We start from the raw sequence: 21,788 nt of genomic DNA on the forward strand, positions 1-21,788 counted from the left end.
GGATTCTCCTTGGTGTCGTTGCCTGGTGGGAGGGGCGGTGCCCGGCTAGCGCGCTGCGGCGTCCTGGGCCGAGGCCTCGCGGAGCGCCGTGCCCACGGTCTCGAGCAGTTCGTTCCAGCTGGTGACGAACTTCTCCAGGCCCTCCTCCTCCAGCACGGACACCACGTCGTTGTAGTCCACGCCGGCGTGGCCGATGGCGTCCAGCACGCGGTCCGAGTCCTCGCCGGAACCGGTCACCGTGTCGCCGGTGACCTCACCGTGGTCGGCGAGGGCTGCCAGGGTCTTCTCCGGCATGGTGTTCACGGTTCCGGGTGCCACCAGCCCGGTGACGTACAGGGTGTCCGGCAGCGCCGGGTCCTTGGTGCCGGTGGAGGCCCACAGGGGTCGCTGCGGCCGGGCGCCCGCCGCCTCCAGGACGCGCCAGCGCTCGGTGTCCAGGGTCTCCGTGAAGATCCGGTGGGCCAGCCGCGCGTTGGCCAGGCCGGCCTGGCCGGTGAGTTCCTCCACGCCCTCGGTGCCGGACTCGCGCAGCCGCCGGTCGACCTCGGTGTCCACGCGGGAGACGAAGAAGCTGGCCACCGAGTGCAGGGTGGACAGGTCCCTGCCCGCCGCGTGGGCCTGCTCCAGCCCGAGCAGCCAGGCGTTGAGGACCTCCCGGTAGCGGGTGAGCGAGAAGATCAGGGTCACGTTGACGCTGATGCCCTCGGCGAGGGTGGCCGTGATCGCCGGCAGTCCCTCCTCGGTGGCGGGGATCTTCACCAGGACGTTGGGCCGGGCCACGGCGGCGGCCAACTCCTTGGCCTCGGCGACCGTGCTCTCCGCGTTCCGGGCGGACCGGGGGTCCACCTCGATGGAGACCCGCCCGTCCACCCCGTCGGTGGCCGCGTGGACCGGGGCGAGGATGTCACAGGCCTGCTGGACGTCCCGCGTGGTCAGCTCGAAGACCGCGCGGTCCACGTCCGCCCCCTCGGCCGCCAGCTGGGCCAGCTGCTCGGCGTACGGTCCGCCGTTCTTCAGCGCGCTGGCGAAGATCGACGGGTTGGTGGTCACCCCGGTGACGTTCCGGGTGTCGATCAGCTCCTGCAGGTTGCCGGTGACGATCCGCTCCCGGGAGAGGTCGTCGAGCCAGATGGAGACGCCGGCATCGGCCAGTGCTCGCGTGTTCGGGTTCTGTTCGGTCATCGCGTGGGCTCCCGTGTCCTTCGGGTCGGTGTGCTCGGGTCGGTGTGCTGAGGGGGTCAGTCGGCCAGCAGGGTGCGTGCCGCGGCCGCCACGGCCCCGGCCGTGATCCCGAACTCGCGGTACAGCGTCTGGTAGTCGGCCGAGGCGCCGAAGTGCTCCAGGGAGACCTGGGCACCGCGGGCACCGGTGTACTTCGCCCAGCCCTGGGCGATGCCGGCCTCGACGGAGACGCGGACGGCCCCGTTGTCCGGCAGGACCTGGGCGCGGTAGGACTCGTCCTGGGCGTCGAACCACTCCAGGCAGGGTGCGGAGACCACGCGCGTGGGGATGCCCTCGGACTGCAGTGCCTGGCGGGCCTCCACGGCCAGCTGCACCTCGGAACCGGTGCCGAGGAGGATCACCTGGGGCTCCACGTCCTGGCCCGAGGCGTCGGTGGCCTCCAGCAGGACGTAGGCGCCCCGCGCGGTGCCCTCGGCGCCCGCGAAGCCCTGCTCACCGCGGGGGAACACGGGCAGGTTCTGGCGGGACAGCACGATCCCGGCCGGCCCGTCGGTGCGTTCCAGGATGGTCCGCCAGGCCCAGGACACCTCATTGGCATCGCCGGGCCGCACGACGGACAGGCCCGGGATGGCCCGAAGGCTGGCCAGCTGCTCCACGGGCTGGTGCGTGGGACCGTCCTCGCCGAGCCCGATCGAGTCGTGGGTCCACACGTAGATCGCGGGGGTGCCCATCAGGGCCCCGATGCGGATGGCGGGCCGCTGGTAGTCGGAGAAGATCAGGAACGTCCCCGAGTAGGCACGCAGCAGCGAGCCCAGGGAGATGCCGTTGACGATCGCCCCGGCGGCGTGCTCGCGCACCCCGAAGTGCAGGGTCCGTCCGTAGGGCCCGCCCGACCACGTGCTGGTCTGGCGGGACGTGGGGATGAACGACTCGGCCCCGTCCATCGTGGTGTTGTTGGAACCGGCCAGGTCCGCCGACCCGCCCCAGAGCTCGGGCATGACCGGGCCCAGGGCGGAGAGCACCGTGCCGGAGGCCGCCCGGGTGGCCAGGCCCTTGGCCTGCCCGGAGAAGGTCGGGTCGAAGTCCGCCGTGAAGGTCGGGAAGGCCTCGACGAAGCCTGCGGGCAGCTCGCCGGCGGAGAGCCGGTCATACAGTGCGGCGCGTTCCGGGTGGGCCTCGCGCCAGGCGCGGTAGGACGCCTCCCAGTCGCTCCGGAAGGCCGCGGAGCGGTCCCGGACGCCGCGCGCATGGGCCAGGACGTCGTCCTCGACCGCGAAGGACTGCTCCGGATCGAAGCCGAGCACCTCCTTGAGCGCCTTCAGCTCCTCGCCACCGAGCTTGGAACCGTGGATGGCACCGGTGTCCTGCTTGCCGGGCGAGGGCCAGCCGATGACGGTGCGCAGGTTGATCAGCGAGGGGCGGCCGGTCTCGGCCTTGGCCGCGGCGATCGCCTCGTACAGCGCCCGGGTGTCCTCCACGTAGTCACCCGTGGCCAGCCAGTCCACGGTCTGGACGTGCCAGCCATAGGCCTCGTACCGCGCGGAGACGTCCTCGCTGAACGCGACGTCGGTGTCGTCCTCGATGGAGATCTTGTTGTCGTCGTAGATCACCACGAGGTTGCCGAGCTCCTGGTGGCCGGCCAGCGAGGAGGCCTCCGAGGTGACGCCCTCCTGCATGTCACCGTCCGAGGCGATGACGATGACGTGGTGGTCGAAGGGGCTCGTCCCGGCCGGGGCGTCCGGGTCGAGCAGCCCGCGCAGCCGGCGCTGGGCGTAGGCGAAGCCCACCGAGGAGGCCAGGCCCTGGCCCAGTGGGCCGGTGGTGATCTCCACGCCGTCGGTGTGGCCGTACTCGGGGTGCCCGGGCGTCCTGGACCCCCAGGTGCGCAGGGACTGCAGGTCCTCCAGCTCGAGCCCGGCGCCGGCGGCGAACAGCTGCAGGTACAGGGTGAGCGAGGTGTGCCCGGCTGAGAGGATGAACCGGTCACGGCCGGCCCAGGTGGCGTCCGCCGGGTCATGGTGCATGACGTTCTGGAACAGCTGCCAGGCCACCGGAGCGAGGGAGATCGCGGTGCCGGGGTGTCCGTTGCCGACCTTCTCCACGGCGTCGGCGGCCAGGACGCGGAGCGTGTCCACGGCCTTCCGGTCCAGGTCCGAGTAGGTGTACTCACGGGCGGGTGCCTGACGCTGCAGGGGGGACGTCCCCCGGGTCGCGGTTCCGGTGGGCTGTGCCGGGACTGAAGTCACGAAAGCTGCTCCTGACGGGATGATTCTGCGGCCGGTACCGACCTCGGGCCAGCTTATCCCGAATGAGCCCCCGGGAAACCGGTGGCGACGGGGTCGCGCCGCGGAGAACCGCCCCTGCCCGTGTCAGGTGGGTCACTGCGACCCACGGGAACGTCACCCGGGTCTGACGGCGTCGGCGCGACGGGTACACTGGAGGGGGTGTTCCCCGGGTCGGCCGTCCGATGTCAGGGCGGGCAATGGACCTCTTGCGTGAACACCGTCCCCGTCCTCCTGCACCGTGAGAAGTAGATGCCCAGCACCCTTGATGCCCAGTCCGCCGGGACGCAGACGTCGTCCGGCGTCCGTTCCGAGACCCGGAAGCTGGGGTTCGGCCGGAAGGCCGCCGCCTACGTGGCGCTGACCAAGCCGCGCGTCATGGAGCTGCTGCTGGTCACCACGCTGCCGACCATGATCTTCGCCCAGCGCGGTTTCCCGGATGTGCTGACCATGGTCGCCACGATGGTCGGCGGGGCGCTGGCCGCCGGTTCCTCCGCCGCGTTCAACTGCTACATCGACCGTGACATCGACAAGATCATGAAGCGGACCGAGAACCGTCCCCTCGTCACGGGCGAGCTCACCCCGCGCGAGGCGCTCGTCTTCTCCTGGGTGATCGGCGTGGTGTCGATCCTCATCCTGGCCCTGGGGACCAACCTGCTGGCCGCCGCCCTCGGGGTCGCCGCGATCTTCTTCTACGTGGTCGTCTACAGCCTCGTCCTCAAGCGGCGCACCGAGCAGAACATCGTCTGGGGCGGGATCGCGGGGTGCTTCCCGGTGCTCATCGCCTGGGCCGCGGTGCGCGGGACCATCGAGTGGCCCGCCATCGTGCTGTTCCTGATCATCTTCCTGTGGACCCCGCCGCACTACTGGCCGCTGTCCCTGAAGTACAAGAAGGACTACCAGGACGCGGAGGTCCCCATGCTCGGTGCCGTGGCCTCGGCCCGCGTGGTGTCCAGCCAGGTCGTGCTCTACGCCTGGGCCACGGTCGCCTGCTCCCTGCTGCTGGTCCCGCTGGGCTGGGCCGGCATCGTCTACACGGCGGTCGCCCTGGTCACCGGCGGCTGGTTCATCTACGAGTGCCACGTGCTCTACGGGCAGTCGCAGAAGCCGGACTACAACGACAAGAAGGCCATGAAGGTCTTCCACCTGTCCATCACGTACCTCACGCTGGTCTTCGTGGCCCTCGCGGTGGACCCCTTCGTGGGCGAACCGCTCATGACCGTTCCGGGCGCCCCGGCCTGACCCGCGGGCTGCCCCGCTCGGGAGTGGACGGCGGCCACCGGCGGTGGCGACGGCCGTCCTGGACGTTCAGAGGGGTCGCTCCAGGATGAAGTCCTGTTCGGTGCGGCGTCCCATCCGGAAGGTGCGGACGCCGGAGCGTGAGTACCCGCTCCTGGCGTAGAACCGCTGGGCCCGGGCGTTCTCCTGGTTGACGCCGAGCCAGATCCCGGCGGCGCCGCTCCGGCGGGCCGCCTGCAGGGCGGCCGTCATGAGCCGGGCGGAGACGCCCCGGCCGTGGTGGTCCGCGTGCACGTAGAACTTGTTCAGCTCCACCGTCGGCGCGTGCCGCAGGGCCGCGGGCTCGGAGAACGCCGGCTGCGAGCCGTGGACGAGCAGGCAGTACCCCACCGGTTCCCCGTCCTCGTCGCCGGCCCACAGCACGGTCCGGTCCACCGCCCGGATGTGGGCCGCGAAATGCCCCGCGGTCAGGTTCGCGGCGATGAAGGACCGGATGTCCTCCGGCGCTGAGCCCGGCGGGCAGGCCAGCGGGAAGGTCGACGCCGCCAGCTCCGACAGCGGGCCCGCGTGGACGACGTCCGAGGCCTCGGAGACTGCCGGCATGGCCGCAGGGATCACGCGGGCGGAGGACACGGGGCCCTAGGCCGTCGTCGCGTGCCGCCGGGCCGGTCGGGCGCGGTAGGCGGACACCTGGCGGTCCCAGGCGGTGGTCACGGCCCAGACCACCAGGCCGGTGCCCAGCATGTGCAGCAGGACCAGCCAGATCGGCAGGCCGGTGAAGTGCTGGGTGTAGCCGATGATCGCCTGGAAGGCGATCACGCCCACCAGCGACCAGGCGGAGATCCGCTGCAGCCGTGAGGACTGCTGGCGCAGCACCACCACGAGCAGCACGAGGGCGGCAGCGGTCATCAGGTACACGGGCAGGGCGTGCAGGCGGGTGACGACCAGTGGGTCGAAGTCGTGACGGGGCGCGTCCGCGTCACCACCGTGGGGTCCGGTGCCGGTGACCACGGTGCCCAGGTACAGCACCACCCAGCCGGTGACGAAGGCCGTCGTGGCCATGCCCCGCGACAGCGGGGAGGTCTCACCGTCCACGATCGCCGCCGGCGACTGCTCGCCCTCGCCGCGGGCCAGGGCCTCGCGGTGGCGCCATTCCACGCCCACCCGGTTGACCAGCAGGCTGGCGACGCAGACCATCACCGAGGAGACCAGGAAGTGCATGGCCACGACCCAGGGGTTCAGTCCGGTCAGCACGGTGATCCCGCCGACGACGGCCTGGGCGGGGATGCACGCGAGCATGCCCACGGACATCCAGAAGATGCCCCGGTGGGAGCGGCGCAGGTTCCAGACCCAGAGCAGCACGGCCAGGGCCGCGATGCCGACCACGAAGGTCAGGGTGCGGTTGCCGAACTCGATGTAGCCGTGGATGCCCATCTCGGGGGTGTTGGTCAGGGACTCCGGGGTGCACTTGGGCCAGGTGGGACACCCCAATCCCGACTTGGTCAGCCGGACCGCGCCTCCCGTGACGATGATGCCGATCTCGGTGACCAGGGAGATGACGGTGAGCCAGTACGTCGTGCGGGTGATGTCCCGCGGCAGGCGCCACCGGCCCGGGGTGGCTCCGGCCGCCGTCGCGGTGGATCCGGGGGCGGGGGACTGGGTGGGGGTGCTCACGGGCGGGTCCTTCGGACGGGTCGGTCGGGCAGCCGGCGGCTGCGGTGGGGTTCGGGTCGGGGTCGGGTCAGCGCCACTTGAACCACCTCAGCGCCCCGGCGGTCGCCAGTGCCGCCCAGGCGATGAGCGTGAGGAGGGCACCGACGTCGAGGGCACCGGCGCCCAGGGCCGCGCGCAGTCCGTCGCCGAGCGCCGCCGAGGGCAGGACGACGCCCAGCCCGGCCAGCCACCCGCTCTCCGGCAGCGGGAAGACCACGCCGCCCACGGCGCCGAGCAGCACCCACATCAGGTTGGTCAGGGCCAGCGTGGCCTCCGGTCGGGCGGTGCCCGCGATGAACAGCCCGATGGCCGTGAAGGCCGCCGCGCCGGCCAGGAAGAACAGCAGTGCCGCCGGGATGCCCGCGGGGTCCGGACGCCAGCCCAGGGCCAGGCCGACACCGCCGATGACCACGACCTGGAGGACCAGGACGGACAGCACGGCCACGGCCTTGCCGAGGATCAGGCCGGCGGGGCCCAGCGGCGTGGTGGAGAGGTACGCGAGCACTCCGTAGCGCCGGTCGAACCCGGTGGCGATGCCCTGCCCCGTCAGGGCCGAGCTCAGGACGGCCAGGGCCAGTACGCCCGGCACGGCCACGTCCACGCCGTCGACGTCCGGCCGGTCCAGCAGGCCGGCCCAGACCACCCCGAACAGGGCCATCACCGGCAGGATCAGGGAGATCAGCAACTGCTCGCCGTTGCGCAGGGCGGTCACCGTCTCGTAGCGTCCCTGCGCCAGCACGCGCCGCGCCAGGGACCGCGCGTTCGAGGTCCCGGCGGGGGAGGTGTCGAGGCGGGTGTTCACGGGGCGACCTCCAGGAAGACGTCCTCCAGGGTGCGGTGGATGAGGCGGACGTCCGTGGGCATGAGCCCGGCGGCACTCCACCAGGCGCCCAGAGCCGCCCAGTGCGCCGGGTCGGAGACCCCGAGCACGTGGTAGGTGCAGCCTCCGGGGGCATCGGCGGTCTCGGAGGACAGGCCCACCTCGCTGACGGAGAGCCCCTCCGGTGCGGAGGCCAGGACGGCCTCCCCGACCGGCACGGACACGGTGAAGGACAGGGGCGCCGGGCCGGAGCGGGCGGTGAGCTCGGCGACGGTGCCGGCGCGCTCGACGACCCCCTCGCGCAGCAGCACCACGTGGTCGGCCAGCCGTTCGGCGTCGTCGAGCAGGTGCGTGGTGAGCACCACGGCCAGCCCCGCCTGCTTCAGCTCGGTGATCAGGTCGAACACCAGCTGGCGGGACACGGGGTCCAGGCCCGCGCTTGGCTCGTCGAGGAACACGACGCGCGGACGGCCGGCCAGGGCGGCCGCCAGCGCCACGCGCTGGCGCTGGCCCCCCGAGAGGCGGCGGATGTCACGGCCGGCGAACTCCCCGATGCCGAGCCGCTCGACCAGCGCGGCCATGTCGGCCGGCTCGCGGTACAGCGAGGCGACGTGCGCCAGCAGCCGGGCCGGCGTGGCGGACGGGGGCAGCCCGCCGTCCTGGAGCATCACCCCCACCCGGCTGCGCAGTGCGGAACCGGCGCGCCAGGGATCCTGGCCGAGCAGCTCGACCGTGCCGGCGTCGGGGCGGTCGAGTCCCTGGGCGATCGTCAGGGTGGTGGTCTTGCCGGCCCCGTTGGGCCCGAGCAGCGCGGTGACCTGGCCCGCGCGGGCCTGGAAGTCGACCCCGCGCAGGATCTCCACGTCCCCTCGACGGCGGTTCCGCACCGTCCGGCAGACGCCGTTGAGGGACACCAGGGCGGGCGCGGGAGCGCCGGCAGCGGAGGCGACGGGGCCACCGGCCTGACGGTCGGCGACCGCGACGTCGGCCCGGCGACCGGGCTCGCGAGGGGTGGGGGGCAGGGGGAACGGCACCCGTCCATGGTACCCGTGGGCCCCTCGACTTCTACGAAAGGTAGAGCGGGGTTAGGGCAAGCGAGGATGGTCCCGGCCGAGCGCGGTGTGCGGGGCGTGCCGGGCCTCGCGCGCCGCGCCCGTGGACGCTCGCGGGGCAAGGCACGCCTTACTTTCGCCTGACCACGAATTAGGTAAAATGGCGGTTGTGTATTCCTCCAGTGACGTCGACGTGCCCGCAGGGGACACGGTCGAAGGACCCCGCGAGAGCACCCGGGACCGGGTGCTGCAGGCGGTCCTGTCCCACGGGCCGGTCAGCGCGGCCCGGGTCGGTGAGCTGCTGGGGCTCACGGCGGCCGCCGTCCGCCGGCACCTGGACGCCCTCTCCGAGGAGGGTGCGGTCGAGGTCAAGCTCGTCGCCGGCAACCGCGGCGCCGGACGCCCCTCGCGGCGCTACGTCATCAGCCACGAGGGCCAGAGCCGCCTGGGCAACGACTACCTCGAGCTGGCCAGCCGGGCCCTGGGGCACCTGGCCGAGGTGGCCGGGCCCGACGCCGTCCGGGCCGTCGCGCGGGAGCGCTTCGCCGCCGTCGAGGACCGCTACCGCGAGGCCATCGGCACCACCGCGTCCCTGAAGGACCGCGCCACCGCCCTGGCGCGGGTGCTGGACGCGGAGGGCTTCCACGCCAGCGTCCGCCTCGTCGGGCGGCCCGACTCCGCCACGAAGCACCCGACCCTCAAGGCGGCCCAGATCTGCCAGGGGCACTGCCCCCTCCAGGAGCTGGCCGCCGACTACCCGCAGTTCTGCGAGGAGGAGACGGAGCTGTTCGCCCGGCTGCTCGGGGTGGACGTCCGCCGGCTGGCGACGCTGCCCACCGGCGGCCACGTGTGCACCACCCACGTCCCCCTCGGCCGCGACGCCGAGCCGCCCGGCCGGCACGGGGCCGGCCCCCAGACCATCAGCGGCGCCGGCAGCCACACGGCTCCGGACACCGACTGACGTCCAGACCACCGACCACGAAGAGAGGCTTCAGATGACCGATCAGATCACCAGGGAGAACGCCGATCCGGGCGTGATCTCCGAGGTACTCGAGAAGAACCCGGAGCTTGAGGCCATCGGCCCGTACCAGTTCGGCTGGGCCGACCAGGACGATGCCGGTGCCAACGCGCGCCGCGGCGTCAACGAGGAGGTCGTGCGCGACATCTCGGCCAAGAAGGGTGAGCCCGAGTGGATGCTCAACCTGCGCCTGAAGGGCCTGAAGTACTTCCAGCGCAAGCCCATGCCCACCTGGGGTGCCGACCTGTCCGGCATCGACTTCGACAACATCAAGTACTTCGTGCGCTCGACCGAGGGCCAGGCGAAGTCCTGGGAGGACCTGCCCGAGGACATCCGCAACACCTATGAGCGCCTCGGCATCCCGGAGGCCGAGCGTGAGCGCCTGGTCGCCGGTGTGGCCGCCCAGTACGAGTCCGAGGTCGTCTACCACCAGATCCGCGAGGACCTGGAGGCGCAGGGCGTCGTCTTCCTGGACACCGACACCGGCCTGAAGGAGTACCCGGAGATCTTCAAGGAGTACTTCGGCTCCGTGATCCCGGTGGGCGACAACAAGTTCGCCGCCCTGAACACCGCCACCTGGTCCGGCGGCTCCTTCGTGTACGTGCCCAAGGGCGTCCACGTGGAGATCCCGCTGCAGGCGTACTTCCGCATCAACACCGAGAACATGGGCCAGTTCGAGCGGACCCTGATCATCGCGGACGAGGACTCCTACGTCCACTACATCGAGGGCTGCACCGCGCCGATCTACAACTCGGACTCGCTGCACTCCGCCGTCGTGGAGATCGTCGTCAAGAAGAACGCCCGCGTGCGCTACACCACCATCCAGAACTGGTCCACCAACGTGTACAACCTGGTGACCAAGCGCGCCGTGGCCGAAGAGGGCGCCACCATGGAGTGGATCGACGGCAACATCGGCTCCAAGGTCACCCAGAAGTACCCGGCGGTCTACCTGACCGGCGAGCACGCCAAGGGCGAGACCCTGTCCATCGCCTTCGCCGGTGCCGGCCAGCACCAGGACACCGGTTCGAAGATGGTGCACCTGGCCCCGAACACCTCCAGCTCCATCGTCTCCAAGTCGGTGGCACGCTCGGGTGGCCGGGCGGCCTACCGTGGCCTGGTCCAGGTCATGGAGGGCGCGAAGAACTCCGCCAACTCGGTCGTGTGCGACGCGTTGCTGGTGGACACGATCTCCCGCTCGGACACCTACCCGTACATCGACATCCGCGAGGACGACGCGACCCTGGGCCACGAGGCCACGGTGTCGAAGGTCTCCGAGGAGCAGCTCTTCTACCTGATGAGCCGCGGGATGTCCGAGACCGAGGCCATGGCCATGATCGTGCGCGGCTTCATCGAGCCGATCGCGCGCGAGCTGCCGATGGAGTACGCCCTGGAATTGAACAAGCTGATCGAACTGCAGATGGAAGGATCGGTAGGCTGAGCGTGTCACAGACTGTCAACACCGCCCCGGAAGAAATCGACGCGGACGGCGCCGGAGTGCCCGTCATCCCCGGCATGGGGGAGGAGGGCGAGAAGCTCTCCGGTGAGGTCGCCGCGGCCAGCGCCGCCGGCCACGCCTCTCACGCGGTCCCCGCGGACGGGGCCCGGCAGGCGACCGCCGGCTCGTCCCGCGCGGACCGCCGGTCCAGCTTCGAGCTGGCCGACTTCGCCGTGCTCACCGGCCGCGAGGAGGACTGGCGGTTCACCCCGCTGGACCGCCTGGCCGGTCTGCACCTGCCCGAGGGCGACTCCGCCCGGCTGACCGGCGCCGCCCCGGCGGTCGGGGTCGGTGCCGTGGACGGGGTGACCGTCGAGACGGTGTCCCGCGAGGACTCCCGCCTCGGCGCCGCCCTGACCCCGGACGACCGCGTGTCCGCCGCAGCCTGGGCCTCCTTCGCCGAGGCGACCGTCGTCACCGTGGGTGCCGGCGTCGAGGCCGGCACCCCGGTCCGCATCGACGTCACCGGCGCGGGTTCCGAGCCGGCCGCCCAGCACCTGCTGATCATCGCCGAGCCCAACTCCCGCGCCGACGTCGTGATCACCCACCGCGGCACCGCCGTGGTGAGCCAGAACGTGGAGTTCGACGTCCGCGAGGGCGCCGGGCTGAACGTCACCTCGATCCAGGCCTGGGACGGGGACGCGGTGCACGCCTCGGCCCAGCAGGCCAAGGTCGCCAAGGACGCCTCCTTCAAGCACGTCACCGTCTCCTACGGCGGCTCGGTGGTGCGCCTGACCCCGACCTCGCGCTTCGCGGGCACGGGGGGCGAGGCCCGGATGTACGGACTGTACTTCGCCGACGCCGGCCAGCACCTGGAGCAGCGGCTGTTCGTGGACCACGCGACCCCGAACTGCACCTCCAACGTCCTGTACAAGGGCGCCCTGCAGGGCAAGGACGCCCGGGCCGTCTGGATCGGCGACGTCCTCATCCGCAAGACGGCCGAGGGCACCGACAGCTACGAGAAGAACCAGAACCTCGTCCTGACGGACGGCACCCGCGTGGACTCGGTGCCGAACCTGGAGATCGAGACCGGGCTGATCGAGGGCGCCGGACACGCCTCCTCGACCGCCCAGTTCGATGACGAGCAGCTCTTCTACCTGATGGCCCGGGGCATCCCGGAGCAGGAGGCCCGCGAGCTCGTGCTGCGCGGCTTCCTCAACGAGATCATCCAGAAGATCGGGATCACCGACGTCGAGGAGATGCTTACCGCGCAGATGGAGACCGAGCTGCAGGTGGCGACCCACTGATGGCGGCCGGCCAGCGCGTCTGCGGCGCGGACGAGATCGGGCCGGAGGAGGCCAGGCGGTTCATGGTCGACGGGATCCCCGTCGCCGTGGTCCGCGCCTCCGACGGCTCGCTCCACGCCCTCAACGACACCTGCTCGCACGGCGAGGTCTCCCTCTCCGAGGGGTTCGTGGAGGGGTGCGCCCTGGAGTGCATCGGCCACGGGTCGGCCTTCGACCTCGTCACCGGTGAACCGAACGTGCCGCCCGCGACCGAGCCGGTCGCCGTCTATGCCCTCGCCGTGGAGGACGACGGCATCTGGGTGGACACCTCCAGAGTCCTCAACCGGGTCGCATAGCCCGAGCGCTGCACCGCAGCCACCCCAACCACACTTCCCGCCGGGGCACCGGCGAACCGCAAGGAGAACACGAATGTCTACGCTGGAAATCAAGGACCTGTTCGTCTCGATCGAGACCGAGAACGGCCCCAAGGAGATCCTCAAGGGCGTCAGCCTGACCATCAACACCGGTGAGACCCACGCCATCATGGGCCCCAACGGCTCCGGCAAGTCCACCCTGGCCTCCACCATCGCGGGCCACCCGCGCTACGAGGTCACCTCCGGCACCATCACGCTCGACGGCGAGGACGTCCTGGAGATGTCCGTGGACGAGCGTGCCCGCGCCGGCCTGTTCCTGGCGATGCAGTACCCGGTCGAGATCCCGGGCGTGACCATGACCAACTTCCTGCGCACCGCCAAGACCGCCATCGACGGCGAGGCCCCGTCCCTGCGCCACTGGACCAAGGACGTCAAGGCCGCCATGGAGGGCCTGAAGATCGATCCCGCCTTCGCCAGCCGCAACGTCAACGAGGGCTTCTCCGGCGGCGAGAAGAAGCGCGTCGAGATCCTGCAGCTCGAGCTGTTCAAGCCGAAGTTCGCGGTGCTGGACGAGACCGACTCCGGCCTGGACGTCGACGCGCTGCGCGTGGTCTCCGAGGGCGTCAACCGTGCGCAGGCCACCAATGAGATGGGTACCCTGCTCATCACCCACTACACCCGCATCCTGCAGTACATCAAGCCCGACTTCGTGCACGTGTTCGTGGACGGCAAGGTCGCGGAGTCCGGCGGCGCCGAGCTGGCCGACCGCCTCGAGGCCGAGGGCTACGAGCGCTTCGAGACCGCTGCTGCAGGGGCCTGAGGAGGACAGCATGACGACTGACCAGGCACAGACCTCCCTCGAGGACATCAGGGAGGCCCTGCACGAGGTCATGGACCCCGAGCTGGGCGTGAACATCGTCGACCTCGGGCTGCTCTACGGCATGAACTATGCCGAGGACGGTGCCCTGATCATCGACATGACCCTGACCACCGCGGCCTGCCCGCTCACCGACGTGATCGAGGAGCAGATCGGCAACGAGATCGGCACCATGGTCGACGAGTGGCGGCTGAACTGGGTCTGGATGCCGCCGTGGGGCCCGGAGCGGATCACCGAGGAGGGCCGCGAGCAGATGCGGGCCCTGGGCTTCAACATCTGAGCCCGACCCCTCACCCCCGCAGACGAGAACACCCCGGTCCACGGACCGGGGTGTTCTCGTCTGCGTCCCCGGCACTGTCCCTGCCCGGGAGGACGGGCGGCTCAGGCCGTCGGATCGTCCAGGTCGGGGTGGTCCAGGGTGTTGCACTGGTTGACGTCCCCGGACTCGTAGCCGTGCATGAACCAGGCCATCCGCTGCTCGGAGGTGCCGTGCGTGAAGGCCTCGGGCAGCACGCGACCGGTCGTGGACTGCTGGATGCGGTCGTCCCCGACGGCGGCCGCCGCGGAGAGCGCGTCCCGCAGGTCGGTCTGGGTGAGGGGATCCAGGAACGGGTCGCCCGACTCGGGGTCCACGGTGCGCACCGCGTGCCCGGCCCACATCCCGGCGTAGCAGTCCGCCTGCAGTTCCACGCGCACCGCCCCGGACTCCGGCCCGGTGCCGCCGGACTGCGAGTACTGCAGGTAGCCGATGATGTTCTGGATGTGGTGGCCGTACTCGTGGGCGACCACGTACTCCTCGGCCAGGGGGCCGCCGGAGGCCCCGAACCGCGATTGCAGCAGGCCGAAGAAGTCCGTGTCGAAGTACGCCGTCTCATCGCCCGGGCAGTAGAACGGGCCGACGTCCGAGGTGGCCATGCCGCAGGCCGTGTTGACCTGACCGCCGAACAGCTCCACTCCGGGGGGCCGCCAGGTGACGTTGTACTCCGCCAGGTGGGGATCCCAGAAGGCGTCGGCGGACTCGACCGTGGCGATGATCCGGCAATCGGTCCGCTCGTTCGCCGCCTCCCCGGTGCGGCAGGTGGCGGACGCCGCCGGGCCGACGGGCTCGTACTGGGACGTCTCCGGCGACGGGCCGGTCAGTCCGAGCTGCTCGGCCAGTCCGGGGGCGAAGATCGCCAGCAGCAGCACCAGCAGGCCGGTGCCGCCACCGATGGCGACGGTTCCGCCGCGCCCCGCCCGGCCGCCACCACCGCGGCCCCGGGAGTCTCGGACGCGGGAGGGGTCCAGCCGGACGTTGTCATTGAAGCTCATGCGCCCCGAGTGTAGTCCGGCCCCGGAGGCTTCGGCTCGGGTGCGGCGGGCAGCCCGCGGGCGGCCAGGGCCTCCCCGGTGGCTCGGGCGTGGCCGACCGTGGCCACGAGCACCGGTCCCATGAGGCGCACGGGCCCGCGGCGCAGGCCCCGGGAGGCCAGGGCCTCCGCGTGGGCGCGCACGGCGGCGCCTACCCAGGGGATCGTGCGCAGCATGACGTTCACGGCCAGGGCGGCGGCCTCCGGGTTGACCCCGAACCGGCGGAACGCGCCGAAGAAGTGGGCCAGGCCGTCCAGCAGTTCCGTGCCGGGGGTGGTGATCACCAGCAACCGAGCGGCGGCCAGCGCGCCGAAGACGGCGGCCATGACCACCAGCGCCGGCCCGAGGGCGTCCAGCGGGGACAGGGGGACCGGCCCGAACACCCCGGAGGCGAAGCGGGCCACGCCGGCGAAGGCCAGCAGGGGCCAGCCGCGGCGCCAGGGGGCCAGGAACTCTCCGGGCAGCCGGGCCAGCAGGTACAGGCCGAGGACCCCGGCGAGCACGGCGCCGACCACCACGGGCTGGCGCCAGGCCACCAGGACCACGGTCAGCACCAGCAGCACCGCGTACTTCACGCCCAGGGGTGCCCGGTGGACCGGGGAGGTGCCGGGCCGGTGGTCGAGCAGGTTCACCGTGCGCGCTCCTGGCGGCCGGCTCCGGGCCGGGTGCGGGCGGCACGTCGGTCGTGGACGTCCCGGCGGTACCAGGCCACCGCCCCGGGCCCGTCGTCGTCGTGGACGATGCGCCCGCCGGCCACGACCAGGCACCGGTCGGCCCGGGCGGCGAAGTCCAGGTCGTGGGTGGTGTAGACGAGCTGGCGGCACCGGCCGCTGCCGGGCAGGGAGAGCAGCAGGTCCTGGACCTCCAGGGTCCAGTCCAGGTCCAGCAGGGTGGTCGGCTCGTCGGCCACCAGCAGCGCGGGGTCCGTGGCCAGCACGGTGGCCAGGGCCAGGCGCTGGCGCTGGCCACCGGAGAGGTCGTAGATGCTGCGGTGGGCCAGCCCGGCCAGTCCGTGCTCGGCCAGGACCGCCTCGGCGGCGCGGCGCCGTTCGCCCCGGTGGCGGATGGTCCGGCGCAGGGAGAGCTCGACGTCCTCACCCGTCGTGGGCATGACCAGTTGCACCAGCGGGTCGGTGAACATGAACCCGGTGCGGGACCGTACCTCGTCGACCCGGGCGACGGTGTCCAGTCCGTGCACCGTGACGGTGCCCGCCGAGGGCTGGACCAGCCCGTTGAGCAGGCGGACCAGGGTCGACTTGCCCGATCCGTTGGCCCCGATCACCGCGGTGACCGGTTCGGCCAGGACCGTGTCCACCGGCCCGAGGATACGCAGGGTCCCGGGGGCGGCCCCGGTTCCCTGCCCCGGGGCCGGGGCCGCGCCGGGCAGGTCCACGACCGCCCCGCGCAGCTCGATGACCGGGTCCGGCCCCGCGGTGGGCATCCGGCTCAGAACCGGCGCAGGGCCAGGGCCGGGAAGGCCCGGATGACGGTGGCGGCCACCGCCGTGGCCAGCACGTTCTTGACCACGTCCCCGGGCCAGAACACCATGTCGGCCCCCAGGGCGGTGGCCAGGTCCAGGTCGAGGGCGAGCATCATCCCGGCGATGCCCATCGGGTGGATGAACACGAAGGAGGCCACCATCGCGCACAGCCACACCAGGGCCCACCAGCCGAAGCCCATCCGGCCCGCGCCCCGGGCGGCGGCGGCCTGGCCGCGGCGCAGCACCACCGTGGACAGCGCCCCGGCCAGCCCGGCCGCCAGCGGGAAGGCCAGCAGGTACCCGGCCGAGGGCCCGGCCAGCACGCCGATCCCGGCGTTGAACCCGGAGAAGACCGGCAGCCCGGCCAGCCCCACCACGAGGTAGAGCAGCACCGACAGGAAGCCCAGGCGGGCCCCCAGGATCAGGCCGGTGAGCATCACCGCGAACGTCTGCAGGGTGATCGGCACCCCGAAACCGCCCACCGGGATCGGCGGCAGCATCGAGCACACCGCGATCAGCGCCGCGAACACCCCGGCCAGGGCCACCTGCGTGGGCACCGCCAACGACGTGCGCTGGGCGCTCTGGACTGCTTGGCTCATGGTTCAGCTCCTGTACGGACGGTACCGGCGTGGCTCGACGGTAGACTTGACGGGTTCCGCCCGCCTCGGCGGACAGTCTAGGCCGTCCAAGGAGATCCCCCCGTGCTTGCTGTCACAGACCTCGAACTCCGCGTGGGTGCGCGTCTGCTCATGGACGGGGTCACGTTCAAGGTCGATCGCGGGGACAAGGTCGGACTGGTGGGCCGCAACGGTGCCGGCAAGACCACCCTGACCAAGGTCCTGGCCGGTGGGGGACAGCCCACGGGCGGCCACGTCACGCGCCGCGGCTCGGTCGGCTACCTCCCCCAGGACCCCAAGGTCGAGGACATGGACCAGACGGCGCGGGACCGGATCCTCTCGGCGCGCTCGCTCGACCAGATCATCCGGCGCATGCGCCAGGCCGAGGACGACATGGCCAACCCGGACGATGCGATCCGCGAGAAGGCGATGCACCGGTACGGCCGGCTCGAGGCGGAGTTCACGACGTCGGGCGGATACGCCGCCGAGTCCGAGGCCGCCACGATCTGTGCCAACCTCGGCCTGCCGGACCGCATCCTCGACCAGCCCCTGCACACCCTCTCCGGCGGCCAGCGCCGCCGCGTGGAGCTGGCCCGGATCCTCTTCTCGGACGCGGACGTCCTGCTGCTGGACGAGCCGACCAACCACCTGGACCACGACTCGATCGTGTGGCTGCGGGAGTTCCTGAAGTCCTACCCGGGCGGTTTCATCGTCATCAGCCACGACGTGGACCTGATGGAGATGACCGTCAACAAGGTCCTCTACCTGGACGCCAACCGCCAGGTGATCGACCAGTACAACATGGGGTGGAAGAACTACCTGCTGCAGCGCGAGCAGGACCAGGCCCGGCGCAAGCGCGAGTTCTCGAACGCGGAGAAGAAGGCCAGCCACCTGATGGACCAGGCCAACAAGATGCGCGCCAAGGCGACCAAGGCGGTCGCCGCGCAGAACATGATCAAGCGCGCCGAGCGCATGATGCAGGGCCTGGAGGGGGAGCGGGCCGCGGACAAGGTCGCGGCGATCCGCTTCCCGGAACCGGCCAAGTGCGGCAAGACGCCGCTGACGGCGCAGGACCTGTCCAAGTCCTACGGCTCCCTGGAGATCTTCGCCGGGGTGGACCTGGCGATCGACCGCGGTTCTCGGGTGGTGATCCTCGGCTTCAACGGTGCCGGCAAGACGACGCTGCTGCGGATGCTGGCGGGCATCGACACACCGGACACGGGCGAGGTGATCGCCGGTCACGGCCTCAAGCTCGGCTACTACGCCCAGGAGCACGAGACGCTGGACACCGATCGCACCGTCCTGGAGAACATGAAGACCGCGGCCCCGGACCTGGCGGACACCGAGGTGCGCAACATCCTGGGCTCCTTCCTGTTCCAGGGCGACGACGTGGCCAAGCCGGCCGGCGTGCTCTCCGGCGGCGAGAAGACCCGCCTCGCCCTGGCCACCCTCGTGGCCTCCAGCGCGAACGTGCTGCTGCTGGACGAGCCGACGAACAACCTGGACCCGGCCTCACGCCAGGAGATCCTCAACGCCCTGCGGACCTACGAGGGTGCGGTCGTGCTGGTCACCCACGACGAGGGCGCGGTGGAGGCGCTCGACCCGGAGCGCGTGGTCCTGTTGCCGGACGGGGTGGAGGACCTCTGGAACAGCTCCTACCAGGACCTCATCACGCTGGCCTGACCGGCGGACCGGCCGGCGCGCCCTCAGCGTGCTCAGCGTGACTCGGCGGCGTCGAGGAGCGCGTCCTCGGCCTCCTCGTCGGTCGGCCGCCCGCCGCGGCGGCGGGCCGGCCTCGACTTCGGAGCCCGGTAGGCGGAGAGGTACCCGTCGTCCTCGGTCAGTCCCTGCTCGCGGTCGTCGCGGTCGTTGAGGGCCCGTTGCCGGGCCATGTAGCCCCAGACCACGAAGCTCATCAGCCCGAACATGAACCACTGCAGCGAGTAGGACAGGTGCGGTCCCTCGTCCAGCGGGGGCTTGGGCGGCTGTTGCATGCCCACCGCGGGGGCGGGGGTCTCGTCCGCCAGCTGACCGTAGGCGGTGTCGGCCACGGGGTAACCGACGCTGTCCGTGAAGGCGACCAGGTCGATCGAGGCGAGCTGGCCCTCGGGGGCGTCCCGGCCCAGGTCGGGCTCGCCCGGCTTGGCCCGGACCACGACCGTGACCTCGCCCGCGGGCGGGGAGGGGACGACGTCGGGCCGGCCGGGGGTGTCACCGATCGGCAGCCAGCCGCGGTTGACCACGATCACGTCCCCGGTGTCCGCGCGGAAGGGCACGAGGACCTCGTAGCCCGGCTTGCCGGCCAGCGGGCGGTTGCGCACGATCCGGGTGTCCTCCTCGAGGTACTCGCCCTCCATCTCCACGGGGGTCCACTGCTGGTGGGGCTGGAAGTCGGTGAACACCGTGACGTTCGAGGCCAGCGGGACGGCCGGCTCGTCGTAGTTCTGCAGGACCTTGTTGATCTCGGCCACGGCCTCCATGCGCCGGTCCATCTGCCATTGGCCCAGCAGGGCGCAGGCGACGGCGAAGACGGCGCAGAAGGCCAGCCCGCCGAGCCACTGCGGGGAGATGAGGAAGCGGTAGTCGAGCCGGGCACGCTTCGGCGTCTGCGCCTCGGGTTCAGTCAAGCGGGAGCACGTCCTTCAGCAGTCCCCGGGACCGCAGGTAGTCGGCGAGCCAGTCCCGGTGCTCCGGGCAGGCCAGCCAGGTCTTGCGCCGCTCGGGCGCGTGGATGCGGGGGTTGTTCCATTCCAGGAGCCAGGCGGCGTCCTGCCGGCACCCCTTGCGGGAGCACTCCGCCCGGGCCGGTCCGCCGGACCCGTCCGGTCCCGAGGGCGGCGCGGTCGCCGGGCCGGGCGTGGCGGAGGCGGTGCCGTCCAGGGCACCCAGGAGGTCACGGTCGTTCATGCGGCGCGGTGGTCCCGATCGTTGCCCGGTTCCGGCAGGGGGTGCGGTTCCGGCTGGACGCGGGGCCCGGTCGGCCGGGCGCCCGCCGGCGGATCGTCCGTGGTGGTTCCCACCAGGGTCTCCGGCCCGGCGTCCAGCTGCAGCCGGTTCGTGAGTTCCTGGGCGCTGGCCCGGGGCACGGCGTCCAGCGCCTCGCCGTTGGAGACGGTGCCGGCATTGGCCAGGACCACCGCGATGTACGGCAGCACGATGGCCAGGACGAAGAAGACGATCTGCACCCAGCCGGTCGTGAAGAAGGCCAGCACGAAGCAGACGGTGCGGATCCCCATCTGCCACGCGTAGCGCACGAAGCGGGCGTCGCGGTCGACGTGGCCCGGTGCCGGTGCGCTGGTGATGCGCTGGACGTCCTCGGAGCGGTCTCGCCGGGGGTGCCCGGTCTGGCGACCGGTCTCGGCGTGACGGATGGACATGGGGCAGGCTCCTGAGCGGTGGGGAATCGGTGGCCGGCGTGTCCGGGCCTGTCGTCCATTGTCCCACTTTCCGCCCTAGAGTGGGGCACCGAAGAAGCAGGACCGACCCAGGAGGAACCATGGCCGAGGCAAGCACGCAGGATTCGACGGGCGGGCGCAGCGTCCTGGTCACCGGTGGCAACCGGGGCATCGGCCTGGCCATCGCGCAGGCCTTCCGGGACAACGGGGACCGGGTGGCCGTCACCTCGCGGTCCGGGCAGGCCCCGGACGGGCTGTTCGCGGTGCAGGCCGACGTCACGGACGCCGACTCGGTGGACCGGGCCTTCTCCGAGGTCGAGGCGGCCCACGGCCCGGTCGAGGTGCTCGTGGCCAACGCGGGGATCACCCAGGACCAGTTGCTGCTGCGGATGAGCGAGGAGGACTTCACCTCGGTCATCGACACCAACCTCACCGGTGCCTTCCGGGTGCTCAAGCGCGCCTCCAAGGGCATGATCCGCAAGAAGAAGGGCCGCGTGGTGCTGATCTCCTCGGTCGTCGGCCTGATGGGCTCGCCGGGACAGATCAACTACGCCTCCTCCAAGGCCGGCCTGGTCGGCATGGCCCGCTCACTCACCCGCGAACTCGGTTCCCGGAACATCACGGCCAACGTGGTGGCCCCCGGGTACATCGACACCGAGATGACCCAGGCCCTGGGCGAGGACCTGCAGAAGCAGTACAAGACGCAGATCCCCGCCGGCCGTTTCGCCGAGCCGTCCGAGGTTGCCGGCGTGGTGCGGTGGCTCGCCTCCGACGAGGCCTCCTACATCTCCGGTGCCGTCATCCCCGTGGACGGCGGCCTGGGGATGGGACACTGATCCGCATGACTTCCGAGAACACGGGTGCCGAGGGCACCCAGAGCACCCAGACCACCCAGGACCTCGCCGGCAAGGGCGCCATCGTCACCGGCTCCAGCCGTGGTGTGGGCGCCGACACCGCGCGACTGCTCGCCGCCCGGGGGGCCGGCGTCGTGGTCAACTACCGGCAGAAGGCGCCCCGGGCGAACAAGGTGGTGGCCTCGATCGAGGAGGCCGGCGGCCGCGCCGTCGCCGTGGGCGCGGACATCACCACCGCCGAGGGCCGCCAGGCCATGGTGGACGCCGCCCTCTCGGCCTTCGGCTCCCTGGACATCCTGGTGCTCAACGCCTCCGGGGGGATGGAGTCCTCCATGGGCGAGGACTACGCGAACGTGCTGAACCGCGACGCCCAGGTCGCCATGCTCGAGGCCGCCGCCGAGGTCATGCCCTCCGGCTCGCAGGTGGTCTTCGTCACCAGCCACCAGGCGCACTTCATCGACGCGGTCCCCACCATGGACGCCTATGTGCCGGTGGCCCGTTCCAAGCGTGCCGGCGAGACCGCCCTGCGGGAGCGCATCCCCGCGCTGCGCGAGAAGGGCATCACCCTCGTGGTGGTGTCCGGGGACATGATCGAGGGAACCATCACGGCCACGATGCTCAACCGGGCCGAGCCCGGGGCCATCGAGGCCCGGCGCGAGGCGGCCGGGAAGCTGTACTCGGTCGAGGAGTTCGCCGCCGAGGTGGCCTCCCTCGTGGGCCGGGACCTGCCGGCCGGACACACCGAGTACGTGGGCGGGGCCCAGGACTTCCTCGAGGCCGCCGGCGGCGATCCCGACCACCGCTGACGCGGGGC

General features: G+C 71.7%; 23 protein-coding genes. 10 read left to right on the top strand and 13 right to left on the bottom strand.

The window, feature by feature from the left end; all coding sequences use genetic code 11:
* Positions 1-45: 45 nt before the first annotated feature.
* Together tal and tkt are read right to left on the bottom strand one after the other, a co-directional pair.
* Entirely contained in the window at positions 46-1,182 is a 1,137-nt protein-coding gene (tal, locus tag GGQ69_RS05830; RefSeq protein ID WP_183525799.1) for a transaldolase, read from the bottom strand.
* 56 nt (positions 1,183-1,238) lie between these two features.
* Positions 1,239-3,428, bottom strand: a complete 2,190-nt coding sequence (gene tkt, locus GGQ69_RS05835; RefSeq protein WP_370577118.1) for a transketolase — start codon at positions 3,426-3,428, stop codon at positions 1,239-1,241.
* Positions 3,429-3,716: 288 nt separating this feature from the next.
* Between tkt and GGQ69_RS05840 the strand changes: the two genes are divergently transcribed.
* Positions 3,717-4,706, top strand: coding sequence for a heme o synthase (locus tag GGQ69_RS05840; RefSeq protein WP_010142565.1), 990 nt, complete (start codon positions 3,717-3,719; stop codon positions 4,704-4,706).
* A 66-nt stretch (positions 4,707-4,772) separates the two neighbouring features.
* On the opposite strand, the gene GGQ69_RS05845 is transcribed toward GGQ69_RS05840, so the two are convergent.
* The 4 genes from GGQ69_RS05845 to GGQ69_RS05860 form a co-directional block, all read right to left on the bottom strand.
* Positions 4,773-5,306: a GNAT family N-acetyltransferase gene (locus GGQ69_RS05845; protein WP_183525802.1), complete on the bottom strand. Its 534-nt coding sequence runs from the start codon at positions 5,304-5,306 to the stop codon at positions 4,773-4,775.
* Positions 5,307-5,342: 36 nt separating this feature from the next.
* Positions 5,343-6,377, bottom strand: a complete 1,035-nt coding sequence (locus tag GGQ69_RS05850; protein ID WP_183525805.1) for a COX15/CtaA family protein — start codon at positions 6,375-6,377, stop codon at positions 5,343-5,345.
* Positions 6,378-6,444: 67 nt separating this feature from the next.
* Positions 6,445-7,218: an ABC transporter permease gene (locus tag GGQ69_RS05855; protein ID WP_183525809.1), complete on the bottom strand. Its 774-nt coding sequence runs from the start codon at positions 7,216-7,218 to the stop codon at positions 6,445-6,447.
* A complete protein-coding gene (locus tag GGQ69_RS05860; RefSeq protein ID WP_298045437.1) occupies positions 7,215-8,270 on the bottom strand; it encodes an ABC transporter ATP-binding protein in 1,056 nt (351 codons plus the stop codon). Before GGQ69_RS05860 ends, GGQ69_RS05855 begins: the two co-directional genes overlap by 4 nt.
* A gap of 187 nt (positions 8,271-8,457) precedes the next feature.
* Between GGQ69_RS05860 and GGQ69_RS05865 the strand changes: the two genes are divergently transcribed.
* The 6 genes from GGQ69_RS05865 to GGQ69_RS05890 all read left to right on the top strand — a co-directional run bounded on the left by GGQ69_RS05865 (position 8,458) and on the right by GGQ69_RS05890 (position 13,558).
* The gene (locus GGQ69_RS05865; RefSeq protein ID WP_183525812.1) at positions 8,458-9,249 is read left to right on the top strand and encodes a metalloregulator ArsR/SmtB family transcription factor; all 792 of its coding nucleotides are present in this window, start codon (positions 8,458-8,460) and stop codon (positions 9,247-9,249) included.
* 34 nt (positions 9,250-9,283) lie between these two features.
* Positions 9,284-10,744, top strand: coding sequence for a Fe-S cluster assembly protein SufB (gene sufB, locus GGQ69_RS05870; RefSeq protein WP_221243355.1), 1,461 nt, complete (start codon positions 9,284-9,286; stop codon positions 10,742-10,744).
* 74 nt (positions 10,745-10,818) lie between these two features.
* Positions 10,819-12,048, top strand: coding sequence for a Fe-S cluster assembly protein SufD (gene sufD, locus GGQ69_RS05875; protein ID WP_183528348.1), 1,230 nt, complete (start codon positions 10,819-10,821; stop codon positions 12,046-12,048).
* Positions 12,048-12,383, top strand: a complete 336-nt coding sequence (locus tag GGQ69_RS05880; RefSeq protein WP_183525815.1) for a non-heme iron oxygenase ferredoxin subunit — start codon at positions 12,048-12,050, stop codon at positions 12,381-12,383. Before sufD ends, GGQ69_RS05880 begins: the two co-directional genes overlap by 1 nt.
* Before the next feature lie 73 nt (positions 12,384-12,456).
* A complete protein-coding gene (gene sufC / locus GGQ69_RS05885) occupies positions 12,457-13,221 on the top strand; it encodes a Fe-S cluster assembly ATPase SufC (RefSeq protein ID WP_010142576.1) in 765 nt (254 codons plus the stop codon).
* A gap of 10 nt (positions 13,222-13,231) precedes the next feature.
* Positions 13,232-13,558 carry a metal-sulfur cluster assembly factor gene (locus GGQ69_RS05890; protein ID WP_010142577.1) on the top strand — a complete coding sequence of 109 codons (327 nt, stop codon included), beginning with the start codon at positions 13,232-13,234 and terminating at the stop codon, positions 13,556-13,558.
* 101 nt (positions 13,559-13,659) lie between these two features.
* On the opposite strand, the gene GGQ69_RS05895 is transcribed toward GGQ69_RS05890, so the two are convergent.
* From GGQ69_RS05895 to GGQ69_RS05910, 4 genes are read right to left on the bottom strand one after another with little or no spacing between them, the layout of a single operon-like run.
* Positions 13,660-14,589 (bottom strand): neutral zinc metallopeptidase, encoded by a 930-nt coding sequence (locus GGQ69_RS05895; RefSeq protein WP_183525818.1) that lies wholly within the window; start codon positions 14,587-14,589, stop codon positions 13,660-13,662.
* A complete protein-coding gene (locus GGQ69_RS05900; RefSeq protein ID WP_183525821.1) occupies positions 14,586-15,260 on the bottom strand; it encodes a CbiQ family ECF transporter T component in 675 nt (224 codons plus the stop codon). The genes GGQ69_RS05895 and GGQ69_RS05900 overlap by 4 nt, the downstream gene beginning before the upstream one ends.
* Complete coding sequence (locus GGQ69_RS05905; RefSeq protein ID WP_183525824.1) at positions 15,257-16,069, bottom strand: energy-coupling factor ABC transporter ATP-binding protein; 813 nt, start codon at positions 16,067-16,069, stop codon at positions 15,257-15,259. The genes GGQ69_RS05900 and GGQ69_RS05905 overlap by 4 nt, the downstream gene beginning before the upstream one ends.
* Positions 16,070-16,074: 5 nt before the next feature.
* A complete protein-coding gene (locus GGQ69_RS05910; RefSeq protein WP_183525827.1) occupies positions 16,075-16,707 on the bottom strand; it encodes a biotin transporter BioY in 633 nt (210 codons plus the stop codon).
* Positions 16,708-16,809: 102 nt separating this feature from the next.
* Here GGQ69_RS05910 and abc-f point away from each other — a divergent pair, with 102 nt between their 5' ends.
* Positions 16,810-18,408, top strand: coding sequence for a ribosomal protection-like ABC-F family protein (gene abc-f / locus GGQ69_RS05915; protein ID WP_010142583.1), 1,599 nt, complete (start codon positions 16,810-16,812; stop codon positions 18,406-18,408).
* A gap of 32 nt (positions 18,409-18,440) precedes the next feature.
* Here the strand turns inward: abc-f and GGQ69_RS05920 are convergent, their stop codons facing one another.
* The 3 genes from GGQ69_RS05920 to GGQ69_RS05930 are packed head-to-tail and all read right to left on the bottom strand — an operon-like array spanning position 18,441 to position 20,102.
* Positions 18,441-19,352, bottom strand: a complete 912-nt coding sequence (locus GGQ69_RS05920; protein ID WP_183525830.1) for an SURF1 family protein — start codon at positions 19,350-19,352, stop codon at positions 18,441-18,443.
* Positions 19,345-19,632: a hypothetical protein gene (locus GGQ69_RS05925; RefSeq protein WP_183525833.1), complete on the bottom strand. Its 288-nt coding sequence runs from the start codon at positions 19,630-19,632 to the stop codon at positions 19,345-19,347. The genes GGQ69_RS05920 and GGQ69_RS05925 overlap by 8 nt, the downstream gene beginning before the upstream one ends.
* Positions 19,629-20,102, bottom strand: coding sequence for a DUF3099 domain-containing protein (locus GGQ69_RS05930; RefSeq protein WP_183525836.1), 474 nt, complete (start codon positions 20,100-20,102; stop codon positions 19,629-19,631). The genes GGQ69_RS05925 and GGQ69_RS05930 overlap by 4 nt, the downstream gene beginning before the upstream one ends.
* A 119-nt stretch (positions 20,103-20,221) precedes the next feature.
* On the opposite strand from GGQ69_RS05930, the gene GGQ69_RS05935 reads away from it, so the two are divergent.
* Both GGQ69_RS05935 and GGQ69_RS05940 read left to right on the top strand, forming a co-directional pair.
* Positions 20,222-20,956, top strand: a complete 735-nt coding sequence (locus tag GGQ69_RS05935; protein WP_183525839.1) for a beta-ketoacyl-ACP reductase — start codon at positions 20,222-20,224, stop codon at positions 20,954-20,956.
* Positions 20,957-20,961: 5 nt separating this feature from the next.
* Positions 20,962-21,780 (top strand): SDR family oxidoreductase, encoded by an 819-nt coding sequence (locus GGQ69_RS05940; protein WP_183525842.1) that lies wholly within the window; start codon positions 20,962-20,964, stop codon positions 21,778-21,780.
* Positions 21,781-21,788: the final 8 nt, after the last annotated feature.

The sequence above is a fragment of the Micrococcus sp. TA1 genome, from assembly GCF_014199555.1.
GTDB lineage: Bacteria > Actinomycetota > Actinomycetes > Actinomycetales > Micrococcaceae > Citricoccus.